The organism is Asticcacaulis sp. (assembly GCA_024707255.1).
Lineage (GTDB): Bacteria > Pseudomonadota > Alphaproteobacteria > Caulobacterales > Caulobacteraceae > Asticcacaulis.
The window spans coordinates 1,680,227-1,698,233 of sequence record JANQAC010000002.1; the positions used below are offsets into that span (position 1 = coordinate 1,680,227).

The window sequence follows — 18,007 nt, forward strand, 5'->3', positions numbered from 1 at the left end:
GCGCGGATCAGGTGATCTGCGCCATTTCTTTTGTGTGCCAGTTTGAGTTTTTAGCGATCATAGCGTTGAGTGCTGTGATCATCCACCTCGCAATGGCAATGAGGGCGCACTTCTTTTGTTTTCCTCTGCTTGTGAGGGCCTGATAGCGGTCTTTTACGTCGGCTTTTGATCGGCTTGCGGTTACGGCAGCGGCGAAGAGGAGGTGGCGGATGTGGCGCCTTCCGCCCCAGATGGTTCTTTTTCCCCTGAATGTTCCGCTATCCCTTGGATGAGGGGCCAGTCCGGTCAGGCTTGCGATCTGTTTTCGGTTTCTGTGTCCGAGCTCAGGCAAATCCGCGATCAGGGTTGCTGCGGTAACCGGTCCGATGCCTGGCGCACTTTGCAGGCAGACAGAGGCTTTGCGGAAGTCAGAGTTGGCCTCGATCAGTTCGCGGATTACGGCTTCAATGCTGCGGATTTGCTGATCAAGGATGCTGAGCATGTGGTCGAGGCTTTGGCATATCCAGGGATCATTGCAGAACTGATGTCTACGGGTACGTTCCTGCTTGCGCATTTCGACCATCTGCCGGCGCCTGCTGAGATACAGGCTGAGCCTAACCCGTTCGGTCGAGCGAGGTTGTGACGGTGCCGGCTTTAGGGCCTGCGCCATATGGGCCAGCATGGCTGCATCAACGCGGTCTGTCTTGGCGCGTCGGCCTGAGGCTTTAGCAAAGTCTCTGGCGTCTCTGGGGTTTACGCGGACAAAGGCACCCTGACGCCGCTCCAGTTCTGTGTGCAGGGTCTGGTCAACACGGCTTGTAGCTTCGAACACGACAAGACGTTGGGTGTCGAGGCCATCCAGCCAGGCTGTGATGGCATCAGTGTGGTTATCGATCTGAAAGTAACGCGAAGTTTGACTGTCGAAGATGTCGAGTGTCGCTTTGGAAACATCGACGCCAATGGGAAATTGGTGCAAGGTCATGGGGCCTGTCCTTGTCAATACGGGGTCGGTGGCGACCGCCCCCTGGCAACTGTTCAGGTTTGGTGTGAAGCTGCCGGGGACTGAGCCCAGAAACGATCTCTAAGGGATCGGGGTTTGGACAGTCTCCCGGCGGCGATCTTCACAATAGCATACCCACAACAGACAGGGTTTGGGGCCTGTGGCCCCAAGTCTTTTTATTCAATAAAAAAGCTTCGCCCTTTTCGGGCGGGGCTTTTTTATTGACTAAAAAGGTTTGTGGGGTCACAGACCCCACACCCCATAAGTTTTCGGAGTCGTCTGTGTACCTTATCGTTGGCCTTGGCAATCCCGGTGCGCAATACGCGAAGAACCGCCATAATATCGGCTTCATGATGATCGACGAACTGATCCGCGGCGCCACTTTCGGCCCGGAAAAAGAAAGCCTTCGACGGCATCACCTCCGATGGCCAGATCGAGACTCTAAAGGCATGGAAAAAGTGCTGGCGCTCAAGCCGCAGACCTTCATGAATCTCTCCGGCCAGAGCGTGCAGAAGGCTATGCAGTTCTACAAGATCAAGCCGGAACGCGTGATCGTTTTCCACGATGAACTGGACCTCGCCCCCGGCCGCCTGCGCATGAAACTGGGTGGTGGCCATGCCGGCCACAACGGCCTGCGCTCGATCATGGCCAATATCGGCCCCAACTTCATGCGCGGCCGCATGGGCATAGGCCACCCCGGCGCCAAGGAAGATGTGCTGCATTGGGTGCTGGGGGATTTCGGCAAGTCGGATCAGGCGTGGGTCAATGCCATGAATGATGCGTGCGTGCGCGCCCTGCCCGTGCTGCTTTCCGGCCTGCCCGATGCCGCCGAGCGCTACACCACCGAGGTGATGCGCCTGGCCCCGGCACCCAAGCTCGATACACGGCAGTTGAATGCGCAGAAAGACTGAAATCAGTTCACTTGTTTGAGAATAGGCTTCCGTGTCATAAGCCAGACTTGAATAAAGAGTTTCTATTACAAGTCTGGCTCATACATATCAGCAAATAGGGTATGTATTGCTATTACATCCGTCGCAATTAAATTTTTCAACGGTATAATAAGCCGTTATAGTGCCGGTTGTCCCATGCTCACCACCGCATAATAACCATTTGTAACCGACTTCATTTGAATGGCTGGCATCTGAATAATATGTATAAACATATTGCTCTACGGGCAAAGCTATCGCATCGCCGACAACCGCCAGCCCTACCATCGAGACAGCCACGGCCAGTGCCGCTGTTTTGAACAGTTTCATAGCATTCTCCAAATTGTTTGAAATGAACGTGAAACGATTGTCCCGGAATGCTATCTGGATACCACACTTTTACATAAACAAAATACTTAAAGTTGAATTTACCAAAGATAAAAATAACCCCATGATTGCAAATACGTTTCTGCGGAAATAAAGTATTAGCAATTAAATCGCCCGAATTCGCCCAGCCTCTGGTCCCGCAAGCCAAAATGCTTTAGGGGACGGCCAACTGTTTTCATTCCATACGAAGCTCCTGATCCATGGCCCTTAAAGTCGCTATCGTCGGTCTGCCCAATGTCGGCAAGTCCACCCTGTTCAACGCCCTGACCCAGACCGCTTCGGCCCAGGCCGCCAACTATCCCTTCTGCACCATCGAGCCCAATACCGGCGATGTGGCCGTGCCGGAACCACGCCTTGAGGTGCTGGCGAAAATTGTCGGCTCGAAGGAAATCATTCCGGCGCGCATGAACTTCGTCGATATCGCCGGCCTCGTGCGCGGCGCCTCAAAGGGCGAGGGCCTCGGCAACCAGTTCCTGGCCAATATACGTGATTGTGACGCCGTCGCCTTCGTGGCGCGCTGCTTCGTCAATACCGATATCACCCATGTCGAAGGCCGCATCGATCCGATCAGCGACCTCGAAATCATCGAAACCGAGCTGATGCTGGCCGACCTGGAATCGCTCGAAAAGCGTCTGCCGAACCTGGAAAAGCGCGCCAAATCCGGTGGCGACAAGGAAGCTGCCCTCACCGTCTCACTGATCAATGCCGCGCTGGAAGAACTGCGCAACGGCCGTCCGGCCCGCATTGCCTATGAGAAGGGTAAGATTTCCAAGGAAGACACCAAGGCTTGGGAGATGCTGCAACTGCTGACCTCCAAACCGGCGCTCTATGTCTGCAATGTGGAAGAAGATGCCGCCGCAACAGGCAACGAACTCTCCACGAAAGTCGCTGAACGGGCCAAGGCCGACCACGCCAACAGCGTCGTCATCTCGGCGCAGATCGAGATCCGAAATCGCCCTGCTGGACGCCGACGAGCGCAAGGAGTTCCTGGAGACGCTCGGCCTGGAAGAGCCCGGCCTCAACCGCCTGATCCGCGAGGCCTACAAACTGCTGGGCCTGCAATCCTATTTCACGGTCGGCCCCAAGGAAGCCCGCGCCTGGACCATCCATGTCGGCGACACCGCCCCGCAGGCCGCCGGCGTCATCCACACCGATTTCGAAAAGGGCTTTATCCGCGCCGAAACCATCGCCTATGACGACTTCGTCAAGTATAACGGCGAAGCCGGCGCCAAGGAACACGGCAAGTTCCGCCAGGAAGGAAAGGAATATCTGGTCAAGGACGGCGACGTGATGAACTTCCGGTTTAACGTCTAGTGTGAGAACTATCGGCTAACTTGCCGTGTCTGCGCAATAATGTCTGCGATTTGCGCCTCAGTCATGGCTTCAAAAGCGGCCGTAGCGACCTTCACCTCGGCATCATCGCCACCTTGCCCCCCAGCGACGACTTTTCCACCGATAACCGTGACGAAAATCGTGCCCGGAGGTGGACCGCTATCGAGAGCCAGCAGTCCACCGTTATCACACGAAAAGACCTGCCATGAGGTCCGCCCGAAGACTCGCATTACAGGCCCGGTCTCGCACTTGATATCGGCTTTTACCGGAGATTGAGGGGCCTCCGTAGGCGTCACAATGACCGGTGGCGCGCCTGACGCTTGTCGCTCTTCAAGCTGCTTGGCCTGGCCGGCCAAATCCGGCACGCCCAACTCTTTGCGCAACGCATCGCTGATCAGACCGCTGTCATAGGCCCCTCTTGTCCAGCCATTGAGGTCCGTACTCATCTGGGTGCCATAGATCTGCTTCTGGCCGATGGTTTGGAGATAGCGGTCCAGTGTCGCCGCTGCGATCCATGGCCCGCCAGGGTCGCCCTTTTTTGTGGCGATAACCGCAAGCGTATGGGCGAGGAGAAAATCATCAGAGGTGGTACTATGTTGGAACACCAATGCCGCCTCGACAAAATCAGCGCCCGTATGCAACCGCCCCTCAGCCAGCAACTGCCGCACCTCAACGTGGCGTGCGGCATCCCGCGGCCCCACGACGGCCCAGTCTATTTTGGCGATGTCAACGGAACGATCCGCCTGATCGGCGTCGTAAATTCGCTTCATGTCCGGGTCTGAAGCGGGTGCGGCAGGAAGCGTTTTCGGCGGCTGTGCAGCAACAGCACCAGAACATAGCGCCCCTGAAAGCCATATCGCCAGGCCGATCCAACCAATTGCTATTTTCATCCCCGCCCCCTGCTATTTCAAACATAGGTATCATAAACAGGCCACCACCGCCAAGGTAGATCAATGTAAAAGCCCGCCGGATCACTCCGACGGGCTTTTGCTTATCTTTAGCTGGAACGGGATAGCCCGCTGTGGCGTGGCGAAAATGATTGGCTTTCGAGAAACGGAGCGGAGTGTACTTCAGTACATGAGCACCGTATCGCAGAAAGACAGTCATTTGCAGCCCGTCACAGTAGGGCTATCAGTGTTTGCCGCGCCAGACCTGACGGTACGCCGCATAGGTCACGCCGGCCATCAGCAGCAGGAACAGGATGACCGATACGCCCATCTGCTTGCGCTCAGTGGCGTGTGGGTCGGCGGCCCATTCGAGGAAAGCCGCGACATCCTGGGCTTCCTGTTTCAGGGTCGCCTTGGTGCCATCGTCGTAGGCCACCTTGTCATCCGCCAGAGGGGGCGGCATGGCCAGGACGCCACCCAGCGGCACCTTGTGCGGGTCGCCCTTCCAGGAAGTCGCCAGAGCGCCGTGGACATAGGGGTTATAGTGCTGGGTCGCCGCGACCTCCAAACCGGCCGGGGCCGGCTGGAATCCCGCCAACATGGAGGCGACATAGTTGGCGCCGCCTTCACGCGCCTTAGTGATCACCGACAGGTCGGGCGGAATGGCACCGCTGTTGGAGGCCTTGGCGGCTTCCTCGTTCTTGAACGGCGACGGGAAGCGATCCGAGGTTGTGGCCTTGCGGGTGATCTCATCACCGGTATCCGGATCGATGTCGGCGATGTCGAATTCCGAGGCGATCTGCTTCACCACCGGATTGTCATTCGGGGTCTTGTACTTCGGATCGTAGAAGGGGCCGCCCTTCTGACCGAGGTTGCGGAACGACATCAGGTGCATCGAGTGACAGGCCGAGCAGACCTCACGATAGACCTTGTAACCGCGCTGCAACTGCGCCTGATCGAACGAACCGAATGGCCCTTCAAAGGTGAAGTGGTGATCCTCCGGCTCCTTGAAGCCTTCGCTGGCCACGGCATGAACGCTGGCGGTCAGGGAGACAACCACGGCCAGACCGGCCACCACCTTGAGGGTTTTCGTCATAAAGCTATTCATGTGACTTAGCCCTTTGTCTTGGCGTGGGCGGCCAGGACAGCTTCGGAAATCGAGGCCGGCACGGGCAGCGGGTCTTCCTTCAGGCCGATCCACGGCATGATGATCAGGAAGAAGGCGAAATAATAGACGGACAGCATCTGCGACAGCCAGACGACCTTGAGGCCGAGGGGATTGCCATGGGCATCCGTGGTGATCGAGAACACAAGGTTATCCGGCAGTTGCCCGCCGCACCAGCCAAGGCCGATACAGGCCAGGACGAACAGGACGAAGAACCAACGCATGACCGGACGGTAGCGCATCGACTTGACCTTGGAGGTATCCAGCCACGGCAGGGCGAAGATCAGGGCGATAGCGCCGAACATGGCGGTGACGCCCAGAAGCTTCGCCGGTATCGGCCCGATATCGAAGGTGATGGCGCGCAGGATGGCGTAGAAGGGCAGCATGTACCATTCGGGCACGATGTGCGACGGCGTCTGCAGCGGGTTCGCCTTCACATAGTTGTCGGCATGGCCCATGGCGTCCGGCGCGAAGAAGACGAACACGGCAAACACGATCAGGAAGAAGATCATGGCCAGGCCATCCTTCACCGTGGCGTAGGGTGTGAACGGCAGGGTGTCTTCCTTGGACTTGATCTCGACGCCGGTCGGATTGTTCTGGCCCACCACATGCAGCGCCCAGATGTGCAGGACGACCACACCGGCGATGACGAACGGCAGCAGGTAGTGCAGCGAGAAGAAGCGGTTGAGCGTCGGGTTATCGACCGCGAAACCGCCCTGCAGCCAGGTCAGGATCGACGGGCCGACCACCGGGATGGCGCCGATCAGGTTGGTGATGACGACCGCGCCATAATAGGACATCTGGCCCCACGGCAAGACGTAGCCCATGAAGGCGGTGGCGATCATCAGGAAGTAGATGATGCAGCCGAGCAGCCACAGCACTTCGCGCGGCGCCTTGTAGGAGCCATAATAGAGACCGCGGAACATGTGGATATAGACGGCGAAGAAGAACATCGACGCGCCGTTGGCGTGGACGTAACGGATCAGCCAGCCATAGTTGACATCGCGCATGATGCGCTCGACGGAATCGAATGCCAAGTCGGCATTGGCCGTATAGTGCATGGCCAGGATAATGCCGGTCAGGATCTGCACGCCCAGGCAGAGCGACAGGATGCCGCCAAAGGTCCACCAGTAGTTCAGGTTCTTCGGGGTCGGGTAGTCAACGAAGCTGTCATAGGCCAGGCGGACGATCGGCAGGCGCGAATCCAGCCACTTTTCAATGCCGGATTTCGGCTCATAGGTCGAGGGATGATCGCTCATTTAGCCCACCTTGATCTTGGTGTCGGACAGGAAGGTGTACTCAGGCACTTCAAGGTTCTTCGGTGCCGGTCCCTGGCGGATGCGGCCGGAGGTGTCGTATTCCGAACCGTGGCAGGGGCAGAACCAGCCGCCGTAATCGCCGGTGCCGAAATTGGGCACGCAACCCAGGTGCGTACAGACGCCGATCAGCACGAGATACTGCTCATGGCCGGCCTTGACGCGTTCCTCGTCGGTCTGCGGATCACGCAGGGTCTTGATATCTACAGCCTTGGCTTCGGCGATTTCCTTCTTGGTGCGATAACGCACAAAGAGGGGCTTGCCGCGCCATTTCACGACCGCCTGCATCCCCTCTTCCACCTTGGAAAGATCGTATTCGATCGAGGCGAGCGCCAGAGTATCGGCCGCCGGATTCATCTGGCCGATAAGCGGCACCGCCACCATGGCCGCGGCGCCGACAGCCCCCGCGCCGGCTGCAATGTAGATAAAGTCACGACGATTCGGATCTTGCCCGACGTCCGTCACAGGTTCGCTCACCTTGCCACCTCTTCGTTTCTCAAGCCGGACCAGGATTTTACGCCCCGTGCCCGACACCCTCAAAAATTCTTAATCACTCATGACTGATTCCGTTAACAAAGACACGCTCTGCAACAGGCACACGCCAAGAATCCGGCACGTATATTCATACCAACTGCGTCTATAACCACAATTCAGTGACGGATACAAACCGCCAAAACACTTTTCTTGTCTAATTTTTGCCTTCGTCAGGATAGCTTTTCCGACAAATCATTGCGAATGATTTGCAGCATGACATTTTAGACTGGACATTTGCCCGCCGGAGCGGTGAAAACGCAGCCACCACGCTTCACTTATCCGCAAGAGCAGACCGCAATGCGCTTGGCGCTATACCAGCCGGATATCCCGCAAAACCTTGGCGCCGCTATTCGCCTGAGCGCGGCCTTCGAGATTGATCTCGATGTCATCGAGCCGTGCGGTTTTCCGCTCGGCGACAGGGCGATCAAGCGTGCGGCCATGGATTATGGCCGCTGCGCCAAAGTGTCGCACCACGTGTCATGGGAAGCTTATCTCGGTTTCCTGCGCACGGATATACCGGCGGCACGGCTGGTGCTTTTCACCACCAAATCGGCCGAACCGGCCTATGATTTCACCTTCCGGCCGGAAGATATCTTGCTGATGGGCCGCGAAAGCGCCGGTGTGCCGGAAGAGGTTCATGCCCGCGCCGATGCCCGCCTGTTCATCCCGATCAGCGTGGAAGCCCGGTCGATCAATGTGATCAACGCAGCCAGCATGGCGCTGGGTGAGGCCCTGCGGCAGACCGGCGGATTTCCGGTTCGTCAGGCCACCCTGGAATAGCGCGCCTGGCCATCCGGCTGTTCCATATAGCGGTCGAAAACGGCGCAGACATTGCGAATCAGCATCTTCAGCGGCGATGTCAGGCGCACCACCCGGCGACGGCACTCGACCACGCCCAGGTCTTCCAGGGGCTTCAGGCGTTCCAGTTCAGCATCGAGCGCATTGAACGCCATACCGTGGCGCACGAGGATGTCCCCGATATCGGCCTCGAAATAGCACATCAGTTCGGCGATCACCGCTTTGCGCACGCGGTCATCCTCCCGATAGGCCCAGCCGCGCGCCGTGGCCAGGTCGCCTTCGCGGATCAACCGTTGATAGGTGGCACTCTGGCTGACATTCTGCGCCAGCCCTTCGTCAAATTCGCTGATGGCGGACGCGCCGAAGGCCAGCAGGCGATCATTGGGCTGGTCGGTATAACCCATGAAATTTCGGCGCAGACGATGCCCCTTCAGTGCGACGGCCAGACCATCCTCGGCACGGGCGAAATGATCTATGCCAATCGGTGTATACCCGGCCGTACCAAGGGTTTCCGTCATGCGCTCGAACAGGATCAGCTTATGCGCGGCATCCGGCAGGGCGGCCGTGTCGATCAATCGTTGATGCTTGCGCACCCACGGCACATGGGCATAGGAAAAGCCGCTCAGGCGATCCGGATGCAGGCTTAAGGCATCGGCCAGGGTGGAGCCGAACGCGGCTTCATCCTGGAACGGCAGGCCATAGATCAGGTCGAGCCCAAGGGCCTTGATACCGGCATCGCGCAGGGCATCGACGCAGGCGCGCACCACCGGCATGGGCTGGACGCGGTTGATGGCCTTCTGCACCTGCGGGTCCGTATCCTGCAAACCCAGACTGACGCGATTGAACCCCAGTCCGGCATAGACGCGCGCCATCTCCGGCGTCACCCGGCGCGGGTCAAGTTCGATGGAGATTTCGGCGTCGGCCAGGAAGACGAACCGGTCGCGCAGGACATCGAACAACAGTTCCATGTCCTTCGCCTGGAGCAGACCCGGCGAGCCGCCGCCAAAATGCAGGCTGTGGACGTAAGGGCGCATGGCGATCTGGCGGCTGACATGGGCGATCTCGGCGACCAGTTGATCGACATAGGCCGCGATCGCGTCATAGCGGCGCGTTATCTGGGTGTTGCAGCCGCAGAACCAGCACATCTGCTCACAATAGGGGACATGGATATAGAGACCGATACTGCCGCCGGCAGACAGGCCGTGCAGCCAGCCGGCATGAATATCCGACGATAAAGGCTTGAAATGATGGGCCGAAGGATAGCTGGTGTAACGCGGCGCCTCACGGTCGAGCAGGTGGCGCGGATCATGCTCCTGCCAGTTACGAGGCTTTTCAATTATAACGACCATGCAAGTCGGCTCCCGTCGGGTGAGCCTCGATTATAGCCGACAATTCCCATGGTAATTATGTGGCTATTCGCCGCATGAAATATCTGTGGCAGGTACGGCCTGCCCGCGCTATCACGACGGCATGACCCATACCGCTCCCCTCCCCACCGATCTTTTAGCCGACCGTCAGGCCCAGGCCGCCGCGTGGTTCCGTTCTTTGCGCGATTCGATCTGCGCTGCCTTCGAGCAACTGGAGGACGAAGCCCCGGCCGCGCTCTATGGCGAAACCGCTGGCCGTTTCGAGCGCACACCGTGGAACCGCGAAGCCGGTGGCGGCGGCGAGATGTCGATCATGAAGGGCCGGCTGTTCGAAAAGGTCGGCGTGCATATCTCGACGGTCCACGGCAGTTTCTCACCGGAATTCGCCAAATCGATCCCTGGTGCCGACATCGATCCGCGCTTCCATGCCACCGGCATTTCGCTGATCGCCCACATGACCAATCCGCATGTGCCGGCCGTGCATATGAATACGCGCTTTATAACCACCACCCAAAGCTGGTTCGGCGGCGGCGCCGACCTGACCCCGCTGATGGCGGCTGATCGCCATGCCGAGGCCCCCGATGCGATCGCCTTCCACAAGGCGTTCCGCGAGGTGTGCGATGTCGCCGATCCAGCCTATTATGAAAAATTCCGGGCGTGGTGCGAGGACTATTTCTTCCTGCCCCACCGCAACGAGCCGCGCGGCGTCGGCGGTATTTTCTACGATCACCTGAACAGCGGCGACCATGCCGCCGATTTCGCTTTCACTCAGGATGTCGGCCGGGCCTTCCTCGCCGTCTATCCGCAGATCGTGCGCGGGCGTTTCAATCAATCATGGACAGAAGACGACCGTGAGGCGCAACTGATCCAGCGCGGCCGCTATGTCGAGTTCAACCTCTTGTATGACCGGGGTACGATTTTCGGTTTGAAAACAGGCGGTTATGTGCCATCAATCATGTCGTCCATGCCGCCAGTCGTAAAATGGCCGTAGGTCTTATTGCCACAAGCCATAAAAGCGGTGAAGTGGCCCTGAGCCTCTTGACGATATAGTTAGAACTGTAACATTCTTGTCGAATGACCATATCTTCTTCACGCCTGCGCCTTGTTGCGGGCTTCGTCATTCTGTTCTTGCTGTATCAGTCGTCAGAAGCCATCGGTGCGCGACTGCTCCATAACGATGTCCTTGCCGCCAGTCTGATGGTCGCTGCCTTTATCGTCGCCTGGCCAGTTGGAAGACTGCTTGGTTACAAAGGCTTCGACGCCTACGCCCTCAGTCTGAAATGGCCAGCCCTGCGTCTCTTACTTGGCGGGCTGTTGCTGATGGGGGCAGTCCGCCTGGCGGCTGTCTTTTGGGGGCTCAACACTGGCATATATGCAATTGGCACCCCATCGCCCGCTCACGCTCAGGCCCTGCCGCTGGTATTACTCGGCGCGGCGGTCATCACCTTCATACCGTCAGTTGCGGAGGATATCCTCACGCGCGGTTTCTGGCTTGAGGCGGCACGGATAAGGTGGGCCGGCTGGAGCTTTATTCTGGCCACCAGTCTGATCTATGTGCTCAATCACGTTTTCCACCTTGCTGACCCGCGGGAATGGATACGCCTCTTCTGTTTCGGCATTGCCTACGCCGCAGCGGCATGGAAATGGCGCAGTCTGTGGGCAGCGGTCGGTCTGCATTGGGGCTGGAACCTTAGCAACGCCCTGTTGGACACCTTTGTCACCCTGAACAATACGGGGCCAACCGTATGGTTATCGGCGGGAGCCCATCTCGTGACGGCGGCCATCATATGGCTCTGGCCCAAACCAATCGAAACGACTTAACCCGTCCAGCGCATTTTCATATAGAGGCCGCCAGCCTTCAGTTCGTCCAGCATCTGCTCGATACGCTTATGCCGTGTGCCCTCGCGTTTTGCTTGTTCTATCCAGCCGAGATAATCGTTCTGCTGGTAAGGTGGCCGCGCTTCATAGCGCTCGTACAGACCTCGCCCCTTCAACAGCTTGCGGATATCCTCCGGCATGGAATGGATTTCACCAGCCATGAAACAGATCACGTATTGCACAGACAGCCATAACTAGCGCTAGCGCAAGCCAAAAGCCGCCGAATACAGTTTTGTAGGTGCGCAACCCTTTCTTAAGCCTGTCGTCCATATCAGGCTCGATTTTTTGAGAAAAAATTTCAAACGGAGTGTTAGGGGTTGGGAAAAATTTACGGTCAGGATTTCGAATATTATACCAATTTATATAACCTTGAAAAACAGGCGCAAATATAACGGCATATAAGCCGGTTAGTGCAACAACCAGAACAACGGCACCAACCATTAGCATAAAATGAATACCGTAGGTTGGATCAACCACCTCAGCTACCCAGGAATTTCGAGATCGCGCCCAGCAGATCGTGGCGCTGGCTCGGCTTTTTCAAGGTCGTCAGGGCCTGATCGACCAGCGCCGGATCGATGCGGATGCCCCGCCGGCTGATCAGCAGGTCAGAAGCAAAATCCTCGCAGAATTCCGGATGGCACTGAAAGGACAGGGCCTTGCGCTGGGTGTAGTAAAGCGCGCCATGCGGGGTGAAATCCGATCCCGCAAGCACGATGGCGTCTTCCGGCACCTTCACCACCTGATCCTGATGGGTGACGGCGCAGGCAATCTTCGCAGCCCCCGCACCCGCCAGTTCCTGCCACAGGTCATGCGCCTGAACCTCATATTCGTGCAGGCCGATGCCCCAACCCTTATGCGATTTCTCGACATGGCCGCCCCAGGCCTGCGCCATCACCTGATGGCCAAAGCAGATGCCGACCACGGGGACTTCGGTATCGAGGGCACGCAGCCACTCCATCAGCGCCACAATCCACGGGTCGGACTCATAGACGCCGGCCGGCGAACCGGTGATGACAACGCCTTTCAGACTTTCATCCTGATCGGGAAGTTCGCCCGCCAGTGTCTTGAAAACCTTGAAGGAACGCCCTTCGCTGGCCAAAAGCTGAGCGAACATGTCGGCATAGGTGCCGTAGGTGGCATCGAGCCCCGCGGGCGGGACGCCGGTTTCCAGAATGGCGATATAATCCTTACGCATACTCATGATCCCCGAATACGGCTCAAGATTTGGCTTCTTTCGCAATTGCGTCAAGAGCCGCCTCAATCACGCTTTGTGAGAAATCATGATTAAGCCATTCGGTTTCCAATTGTTTAAGCGCTGCCCCGACCGCCGGCCCCACAGGCAGACCGCGCGCGATCAGGTCGGCGCCCTTCACCGGAAAGACAGGGATTTCAAGGCCGGCCAGCATCTGCATGACATAGGCGACGGCAGCGGCTTCCTTGCCCTGGTGTGCGGCAGCCAGATAAACGGCATCCTCCGTGGCCTGACGACCGTGCAGGTACATCAGCCGGGCAAACGGCGCGTTCTCGGCCAGGCCATCGAGCGCCCGGCCGGCATCGCGCAGGCGGTTATAAAGGCGCTGCGACCATTTCAAGCGCGTCTGGCAGGCATGTAGCGCGGTGGCGGAAAGCCCCACCCCGCTGTCGATCAGGGCCATCAGGCGGATTTCCGCGTCATCCGTCAGGCCGATCACCGCCGCCAGTTCCGGCAGGGCCTCGCCGGTCGCGTGCCAGCCGGGAATGACATGCGACATGATCCCGCCTGACTGCATGGCGGTAAAGGCCAGCAGGGGCTGCGGCAGGGCCAGGGTTTTCAGCAGTTCCTGCTGGATGCGCTCGCCGGAAAGCCCGTCTATACCCGCTTTCAGCGCCACGCAGGCCGCCAGAGAGCCAGCATCGATTTCCCGCGCATAGCCCGCCGTGAATCGGAAAAAACGCAGGATTCGCAGGAAATCCTCGCGGATACGCTGTTCCGCCTCGCCGATGAAGCGCACCCGGCCCGCTTCAGCGTCAGCCAGTCCCTCACCGGTCGGATCGTAAACCTGGCCGTCGATATCGGCATAGAGGGCGTTGAGGTAGAAGTCCCGACGCAGGGCGTCTTTCGCCCAGTCGGTGGTATATTTCACCACCGCCCGGCGGCCATCGGTCTCGACGTCTTCGCGTAGGCTCGTGATTTCGTAGGGGGCTCCGTCGATCACCGCCGTGATGGTGCCGAACGCCTTGCCCGTCGGCACACTGCGGATACCGGCGGCTTCCAGGGCGGCTTCCGTCTCGTCCGGCGTCAGTTGCGTCGACAAATCGAGATCGCTGACCGGCTTTCCCATGATGAGATTGCGTACACAACCGCCGACAAAACGCACGCAAGCCTCACCGCCTTTCGCCTCAAGGGCGGAGAAAACCGCACGCGTAGCCGGGGATTGCATGTCTTCGGAGAGCGGAATCGTGGTCATGACACAACCTAGACCGTCACGCGGCCTGGATCAAACGGCCTTGGTGACACATCCCGTGAAATTCAGGCCAGGCTGGCTGTAACGGATCATCAGACGGTTTGGATCGACTGGCCCCGGCAGGGTGATGCCTTTTGCCTTTTCAAAACCGAAGGACTGAAAATAGCTGGGCGTCCCAACCAGCAAAACCGCCCGCAGGCCCTTGGCCAATGCGGCTTCCACACAGGCATTGATCAGCGCCTTGCCGATGCCCTGGCTGCGGCAGGCATCATCCACGACGATGGGGCCGAGAAAAGCGATGCGCTCACACACCTCCCCCCTCCCGCACCTCGATCGGCCACAGGCGCACGCTGCCCAGCAATTGCCCGCCGCGCAGCGCTACGAAACTCATGTCGGGCAGGATATGCGAACCTTCGCGCAGGCGCTCCGCGGTCTTGACGTATCGGCCCGGCCCGAAGGCATGGTCCGTCAGTTCCAGGATGCGCTGCCCAAGGTCCGGCGTCTCAAGACAAATCGTAAAATCCAAAGCCAGTGCGTCCAGAGCCAAATGCCCGATCCCGGTTTACAGTAGATACAGTACCAATACTGGCGGCCAAATAAGACCTGCACGTGACAAGGTCAATCAAATACACCGCAATTATTGCATCGGTTTATTTCGCCGGTCTATTTTGACAGGAAGGCCATGAAGGCGGCCTGCGCTTCCGGGCTCGTCAGTTGCCGGCGAAAAACGGCCCCCTCGGCCTGGATCACCTGCCACAGCTTTTCCGGATCACGCATGAACGCCTTGGTGTGTCGCAGGCTGGAGAGGGACAGCTTCACCAGTTTTTGCGCCATGGCCTGGGCGGCGGCGTCCAGTCCGTCACGCGATACAATGCTGTTGACCAGACCTAGCTTTTGGGCGTCTTCGGCGCCGATCACCTCGCCCAGCGCCATCCAGGCAAAGGCGCGTGCGTGGCCGATGCGTTCGGGTAAAAGCAGGGTCGAGCCGGCCTCCGGCACAAGGCCCAGCTTGAGGAAAGGCAGGCTCAGGCGGATATCGTCCGTCGCCACCACCAGATCGCAATGCAGCAGCAGGGTGACGCCAACGCCTACCGCCTGCCCCTGAACCGCAGCGATGAGTGGTTTGTCAAAAAATGTAAGGGCCTTCAGGAACCGGAAAACCGGCATATCATCATGGTCGACGCCGTCGTCCTGATAAAGTGGCAAATCCTGCGCGAAATCGAGGATGTCGTTGCCGGCGCAGAAATCGCTCCCCTCGGCCGATATTACCACCACGCGCACCGCCTCATTTTCAGAGGCCTGCGCCAGTTCTTCCGTCAGAGCGGTATACATGGCCTTGGTCAGGGCGTTCTTCTTAGGCGGGCGGTTGAGCCTGAGCGTCAGCACGCCGTTATCGAAATGGCTTGAAATATCGCTCATGGTCGGGTTCCCTGTTTTGTCCACCCTAGCCAAAGTTGACGCGAACGGCAACTCGAAATCTTATCCGGCGCAAACCGTGCGGATGCAGTCCCGCAGCCAGCGATGTGTGGGATCGGCGTCCATGCGCGGATGCCACAGCAATGACACCCGGATCTCCGGCACGGAAACCGGCAGGGGGAAACTGTGCAGACCTTCGCGCAGATGCTGCGTATAGCGTTCGGGCACACAGGCAATCAGGTCCGAGACGCGGGCCAGGGCCAGGGCCTCCGAAAAGCTGCCGACCATCACCGCAATTTCGCGCTTGAGACCGAGTGGTTCAAGTGCGGCGTCGACTGGTCCCCGGTCCGCGCCCCGGCGTGAAATCAGGATATGCCGTCCGGCCGCATAACGCGCGGCGGTCATGTCTCCCGCATTCAAAGGATGATCGTGGCGCACCACGCCAATAAAGCGGTCACGAAACAAAGCCTGCGCGCGCAACTCCGGCCCCGTATCGCCGCCGATGACGCCGGTTTCCAGATCGACGCGGCCATCGCGCAGGGCCGAACTGTCCTTGTCCGGCTTGGGCAGAAAGTGCAACCGCACGCCCGGTGCCTCCGCGTTTACCCGCGCCAGGATGGCGGCACCAAAGGTCTCGACAAACCCTTCCCGGTTTCGCAGCGTGAAGGTCCGTTCCAAGCGTCTCAGGTCCAGCCCCTCGGCCGGTCGCAGGACGGCTTCAACTGCTTCCACCAGTCGCCCGGTCTGTTCGCGCAGTTCCAGTGCCCGCGGCGTGGGCACCAGACCACGCCCGGCGCGTACCAGCAACGGATCACCGGTCGTTTCCCGCAACCGGGCCAGGGCACGGCTCATGGCGGAGGGGCTTAGTCGCAGCCTTTTGGCGGCACGCGCCACGCTGCCTTCGGTCAGCAGCACATCGAGAGTGACAAGCAGGTTGAGATCGGGATGAGACATGCCGCACCTACAACATAGCGTTAAATGCACGAATAGACTGCATATGATGCGTCTTCCGCCATAACAAGCCAAGAGATATTCTGCCCGCATCGCACCCCTCAAAGGAAATTGCCATGTCAGCCAATCCGCAGACCCTGCCGGTCGCCGCACGCTGGGGACTCGCCAGCCTGTCCCTGTCCATGCTGATGCCGTCCCTCGACACCAGCATCGCCAATGTCGGCCTGCCCACCCTGGCCGAGGCATTCGGCGCCACCTTCGAGGAAGTGCGCTGGGTCGTGATCGCCTATCTGATCGCCATCACCGCCGTCATTGTCAGCGCCGGACGGCTGGGCGACCTGTTCGGCCGGCGGCGCCTGCTGCTGACCGGCATCGCGCTGTTCACCCTGACCTCACTGCTATGCGGAACCGCCCCTACGCTCTCATGGCTGATCGCCGTGCGCGCCGCGCAAGGGTTGGGCGCGGCCATCATGATGGCGCTGACCATCGCCATGGTCAGCGAAACCGTACCGCCGGCCCGGACCGGCAGCGCCATGGGAATGCTGGGCACCATGTCCGCCATCGGCACATCGCTTGGGCCCTCGCTGGGCGGCGCCCTGATCACGGCGCTTGGCTGGGAAGCCATCTTCCTGATCAATGTGCCATTGGGGATATTGAACCTCTGGCTGGCTTGGCGTTACCTGCCGGCAGATCATATCTCGCCAAAAGCGGCATCCCAGGGCCTCGACATGGGCGGCACACTGCTGCTCGTCATCACCCTGGCGGCCTACGCCCTGGCCCTGACGACAGCCCGTCCCGGTCTGGCCAGTATCAGCCTGCTGAGCGTTGCTATCCTGGCCGCCGGCGCCTTCATATACGCCGAAACCCGCGCGGCCTTTCCCCTGGTTCGGCTGGCGATGTTCCGCGATCCGGCCCTGAGCGTCAGCCTCACGGTCAGCACATTGATCGCCAGCGTCATGATGGCGACCCTGGTCATCGGGCCGTTCTATCTGTCCCGCACACTCGGCCTTGATCCCATAAATGTCGGACTGGTGATGTCGGTGGGGCCCGTCCTGTCCGCACTGAGCGGCGTCGTGGCCGGCCGGTTGGTGGATCGTTTCGGGGCATCGACCATGGTCGCCGCCGGCTTGTTCGCCATGATGTCCGGCGCTGTGGGCCTGGCCGTTCTGCCGGCCCCGTTTGGCGTCGCCGGCTATATCGCCGCCATCGCCCTGCTCACACCCGGTTATCAACTCACCCAGGCGGCCAATAATACCGCCCTGATGACGGGTGTGCCGGCCGATCAGAAGGGCGTGGTTTCGGGCATGCTCAGCCTGTCGCGCAATCTGGGCCTTATCACCGGCACCGCCTTGATGGGGGCCGTTTTCGCCCTGGCATCCGGAACGGATATCACGACCGCGCCACCGGAAGCAGTGGCCGGCGGCATGAAGGTCACCTTTCTGATGGCAGCCGTCCTGATGTTAGCGGCCCTGGTCATGGCGGTGCGGACCTCAAGGCTTGCCCGCAAGCAACCGGCATGACGCTGTCCATAATGCCTTGTATTCGCCACAAGCCGGCAATAAACCTATTGAAAATTAATTCGTGGCGGGGCAAACCGCAACGGTAATTTCACAGGTCGGACCAGCGG

General features: G+C 59.3%; 20 protein-coding genes and 1 pseudogene. 6 read left to right on the plus strand and 15 right to left on the minus strand.

Features of this window, described 5'->3' with window-relative positions; all coding sequences use genetic code 11:
• Positions 1-7 precede the first annotated feature (7 nt).
• Positions 8-961 carry a transposase gene (locus NVV72_19380; GenBank protein ID MCR6661370.1) on the minus strand — a complete coding sequence of 318 codons (954 nt, stop codon included), beginning with the start codon at positions 959-961 and terminating at the stop codon, positions 8-10.
• Between the two features lie 299 nt (positions 962-1,260).
• Here NVV72_19380 and pth point away from each other — a divergent pair, with 299 nt between their 5' ends.
• Complete coding sequence (pth, locus tag NVV72_19385; protein MCR6661371.1) at positions 1,261-1,890, plus strand: aminoacyl-tRNA hydrolase; 630 nt, start codon at positions 1,261-1,263, stop codon at positions 1,888-1,890.
• 87 nt (positions 1,891-1,977) lie between these two features.
• Here the strand turns inward: pth and NVV72_19390 are convergent, their stop codons facing one another.
• Positions 1,978-2,235 carry a DUF6289 family protein gene (locus tag NVV72_19390; protein ID MCR6661372.1) on the minus strand — a complete coding sequence of 86 codons (258 nt, stop codon included), beginning with the start codon at positions 2,233-2,235 and terminating at the stop codon, positions 1,978-1,980.
• Between the two features lie 257 nt (positions 2,236-2,492).
• On the opposite strand from NVV72_19390, the pseudogene ychF reads away from it, so the two are divergent.
• Positions 2,493-3,606 (plus strand): annotated as a pseudogene (gene ychF, locus NVV72_19395) (redox-regulated ATPase YchF).
• 8 nt (positions 3,607-3,614) lie between these two features.
• Here ychF and NVV72_19400 read toward each other — a convergent pair.
• From NVV72_19400 to petA, 4 genes are all read right to left on the minus strand, one after another.
• The gene (locus NVV72_19400; protein MCR6661373.1) at positions 3,615-4,514 is read right to left on the minus strand and encodes a hypothetical protein; all 900 of its coding nucleotides are present in this window, start codon (positions 4,512-4,514) and stop codon (positions 3,615-3,617) included.
• 241 nt (positions 4,515-4,755) lie between these two features.
• Positions 4,756-5,607: a cytochrome c1 gene (locus NVV72_19405; protein MCR6661374.1), complete on the minus strand. Its 852-nt coding sequence runs from the start codon at positions 5,605-5,607 to the stop codon at positions 4,756-4,758.
• A gap of 17 nt (positions 5,608-5,624) precedes the next feature.
• Positions 5,625-6,935 carry a cytochrome b N-terminal domain-containing protein gene (locus tag NVV72_19410; protein ID MCR6661375.1) on the minus strand — a complete coding sequence of 437 codons (1,311 nt, stop codon included), beginning with the start codon at positions 6,933-6,935 and terminating at the stop codon, positions 5,625-5,627.
• Entirely contained in the window at positions 6,936-7,469 is a 534-nt protein-coding gene (petA, locus tag NVV72_19415; GenBank protein ID MCR6661376.1) for a ubiquinol-cytochrome c reductase iron-sulfur subunit, read from the minus strand.
• 354 nt (positions 7,470-7,823) lie between these two features.
• On the opposite strand from petA, the gene NVV72_19420 reads away from it, so the two are divergent.
• The gene (locus NVV72_19420) at positions 7,824-8,306 is read left to right on the plus strand and encodes a tRNA (cytidine(34)-2'-O)-methyltransferase (GenBank protein ID MCR6661377.1); all 483 of its coding nucleotides are present in this window, start codon (positions 7,824-7,826) and stop codon (positions 8,304-8,306) included.
• Here the strand turns inward: NVV72_19420 and hemN are convergent.
• Positions 8,288-9,673: an oxygen-independent coproporphyrinogen III oxidase gene (gene hemN, locus NVV72_19425; GenBank protein ID MCR6661378.1), complete on the minus strand. Its 1,386-nt coding sequence runs from the start codon at positions 9,671-9,673 to the stop codon at positions 8,288-8,290. The two genes, NVV72_19420 and hemN, sit on opposite strands and share 19 nt — an antisense overlap.
• 121 nt (positions 9,674-9,794) lie before the next feature.
• Between hemN and hemF the strand changes: the two genes are divergently transcribed.
• Complete coding sequence (gene hemF / locus NVV72_19430; GenBank protein MCR6661379.1) at positions 9,795-10,682, plus strand: oxygen-dependent coproporphyrinogen oxidase; 888 nt, start codon at positions 9,795-9,797, stop codon at positions 10,680-10,682.
• 83 nt (positions 10,683-10,765) lie between these two features.
• Complete coding sequence (locus tag NVV72_19435) at positions 10,766-11,512, plus strand: CPBP family intramembrane metalloprotease (protein ID MCR6661380.1); 747 nt, start codon at positions 10,766-10,768, stop codon at positions 11,510-11,512.
• Here the strand turns inward: NVV72_19435 and NVV72_19440 are convergent.
• From NVV72_19440 to NVV72_19475, 8 genes are all read right to left on the minus strand, one after another.
• A complete protein-coding gene (locus NVV72_19440) occupies positions 11,509-11,730 on the minus strand; it encodes a YdeI/OmpD-associated family protein (GenBank protein MCR6661381.1) in 222 nt (73 codons plus the stop codon). The two genes, NVV72_19435 and NVV72_19440, sit on opposite strands and share 4 nt — an antisense overlap.
• Positions 11,720-12,046, minus strand: a complete 327-nt coding sequence (locus tag NVV72_19445; protein ID MCR6661382.1) for a hypothetical protein — start codon at positions 12,044-12,046, stop codon at positions 11,720-11,722. Before NVV72_19445 ends, NVV72_19440 begins: the two co-directional genes overlap by 11 nt.
• A 1-nt stretch (position 12,047) precedes the next feature.
• The gene (locus NVV72_19450) at positions 12,048-12,764 is read right to left on the minus strand and encodes a gamma-glutamyl-gamma-aminobutyrate hydrolase family protein (protein ID MCR6661383.1); all 717 of its coding nucleotides are present in this window, start codon (positions 12,762-12,764) and stop codon (positions 12,048-12,050) included.
• A gap of 22 nt (positions 12,765-12,786) precedes the next feature.
• On the minus strand, positions 12,787-14,016 hold the full coding sequence (locus NVV72_19455) for a CCA tRNA nucleotidyltransferase (protein ID MCR6661384.1): 1,230 nt from the start codon (positions 14,014-14,016) through the stop codon (positions 12,787-12,789).
• 30 nt (positions 14,017-14,046) lie between these two features.
• Complete coding sequence (locus NVV72_19460) at positions 14,047-14,325, minus strand: GNAT family N-acetyltransferase (protein ID MCR6661385.1); 279 nt, start codon at positions 14,323-14,325, stop codon at positions 14,047-14,049.
• Complete coding sequence (locus NVV72_19465; protein MCR6661386.1) at positions 14,318-14,560, minus strand: hypothetical protein; 243 nt, start codon at positions 14,558-14,560, stop codon at positions 14,318-14,320. Before NVV72_19465 ends, NVV72_19460 begins: the two co-directional genes overlap by 8 nt.
• A 116-nt stretch (positions 14,561-14,676) precedes the next feature.
• Entirely contained in the window at positions 14,677-15,432 is a 756-nt protein-coding gene (locus NVV72_19470; GenBank protein MCR6661387.1) for an enoyl-CoA hydratase, read from the minus strand.
• Between the two features lie 60 nt (positions 15,433-15,492).
• Positions 15,493-16,383 carry a LysR family transcriptional regulator gene (locus NVV72_19475; GenBank protein MCR6661388.1) on the minus strand — a complete coding sequence of 297 codons (891 nt, stop codon included), beginning with the start codon at positions 16,381-16,383 and terminating at the stop codon, positions 15,493-15,495.
• A gap of 113 nt (positions 16,384-16,496) precedes the next feature.
• Here NVV72_19475 and NVV72_19480 point away from each other — a divergent pair, with 113 nt between their 5' ends.
• Complete coding sequence (locus NVV72_19480; protein MCR6661389.1) at positions 16,497-17,900, plus strand: MFS transporter; 1,404 nt, start codon at positions 16,497-16,499, stop codon at positions 17,898-17,900.
• The last annotated feature ends 107 nt before the right edge of the window (positions 17,901-18,007 follow it).

Coding starts and splice junctions, on each gene's coding strand:
- NVV72_19380 (MCR6661370.1), bottom strand. CDS start 961: ATGACCTTGCACCAATTTCCCATTGGCGTCGATGTTTCCAAAGCGACA.
- NVV72_19390 (MCR6661372.1), bottom strand. CDS start 2,235: ATGAAACTGTTCAAAACAGCGGCACTGGCCGTGGCTGTCTCGATGGTA.
- NVV72_19400 (MCR6661373.1), bottom strand. CDS start 4,514: ATGAAAATAGCAATTGGTTGGATCGGCCTGGCGATATGGCTTTCAGGG.
- NVV72_19405 (MCR6661374.1), bottom strand. CDS start 5,607: ATGACGAAAACCCTCAAGGTGGTGGCCGGTCTGGCCGTGGTTGTCTCC.
- NVV72_19410 (MCR6661375.1), bottom strand. CDS start 6,935: ATGAGCGATCATCCCTCGACCTATGAGCCGAAATCCGGCATTGAAAAG.
- NVV72_19420 (MCR6661377.1), top strand. CDS start 7,824: ATGCGCTTGGCGCTATACCAGCCGGATATCCCGCAAAACCTTGGCGCC.
- hemN (MCR6661378.1), bottom strand. CDS start 9,673: ATGGTCGTTATAATTGAAAAGCCTCGTAACTGGCAGGAGCATGATCCG.
- hemF (MCR6661379.1), top strand. CDS start 9,795: ATGACCCATACCGCTCCCCTCCCCACCGATCTTTTAGCCGACCGTCAG.
- NVV72_19435 (MCR6661380.1), top strand. CDS start 10,766: ATGACCATATCTTCTTCACGCCTGCGCCTTGTTGCGGGCTTCGTCATT.
- NVV72_19440 (MCR6661381.1), bottom strand. CDS start 11,730: ATGGCTGGTGAAATCCATTCCATGCCGGAGGATATCCGCAAGCTGTTG.
- NVV72_19450 (MCR6661383.1), bottom strand. CDS start 12,764: ATGCGTAAGGATTATATCGCCATTCTGGAAACCGGCGTCCCGCCCGCG.
- NVV72_19455 (MCR6661384.1), bottom strand. CDS start 14,016: ATGACCACGATTCCGCTCTCCGAAGACATGCAATCCCCGGCTACGCGT.
- NVV72_19470 (MCR6661387.1), bottom strand. CDS start 15,432: ATGAGCGATATTTCAAGCCATTTCGATAACGGCGTGCTGACGCTCAGG.
- NVV72_19475 (MCR6661388.1), bottom strand. CDS start 16,383: ATGTCTCATCCCGATCTCAACCTGCTTGTCACTCTCGATGTGCTGCTG.
- NVV72_19480 (MCR6661389.1), top strand. CDS start 16,497: ATGTCAGCCAATCCGCAGACCCTGCCGGTCGCCGCACGCTGGGGACTC.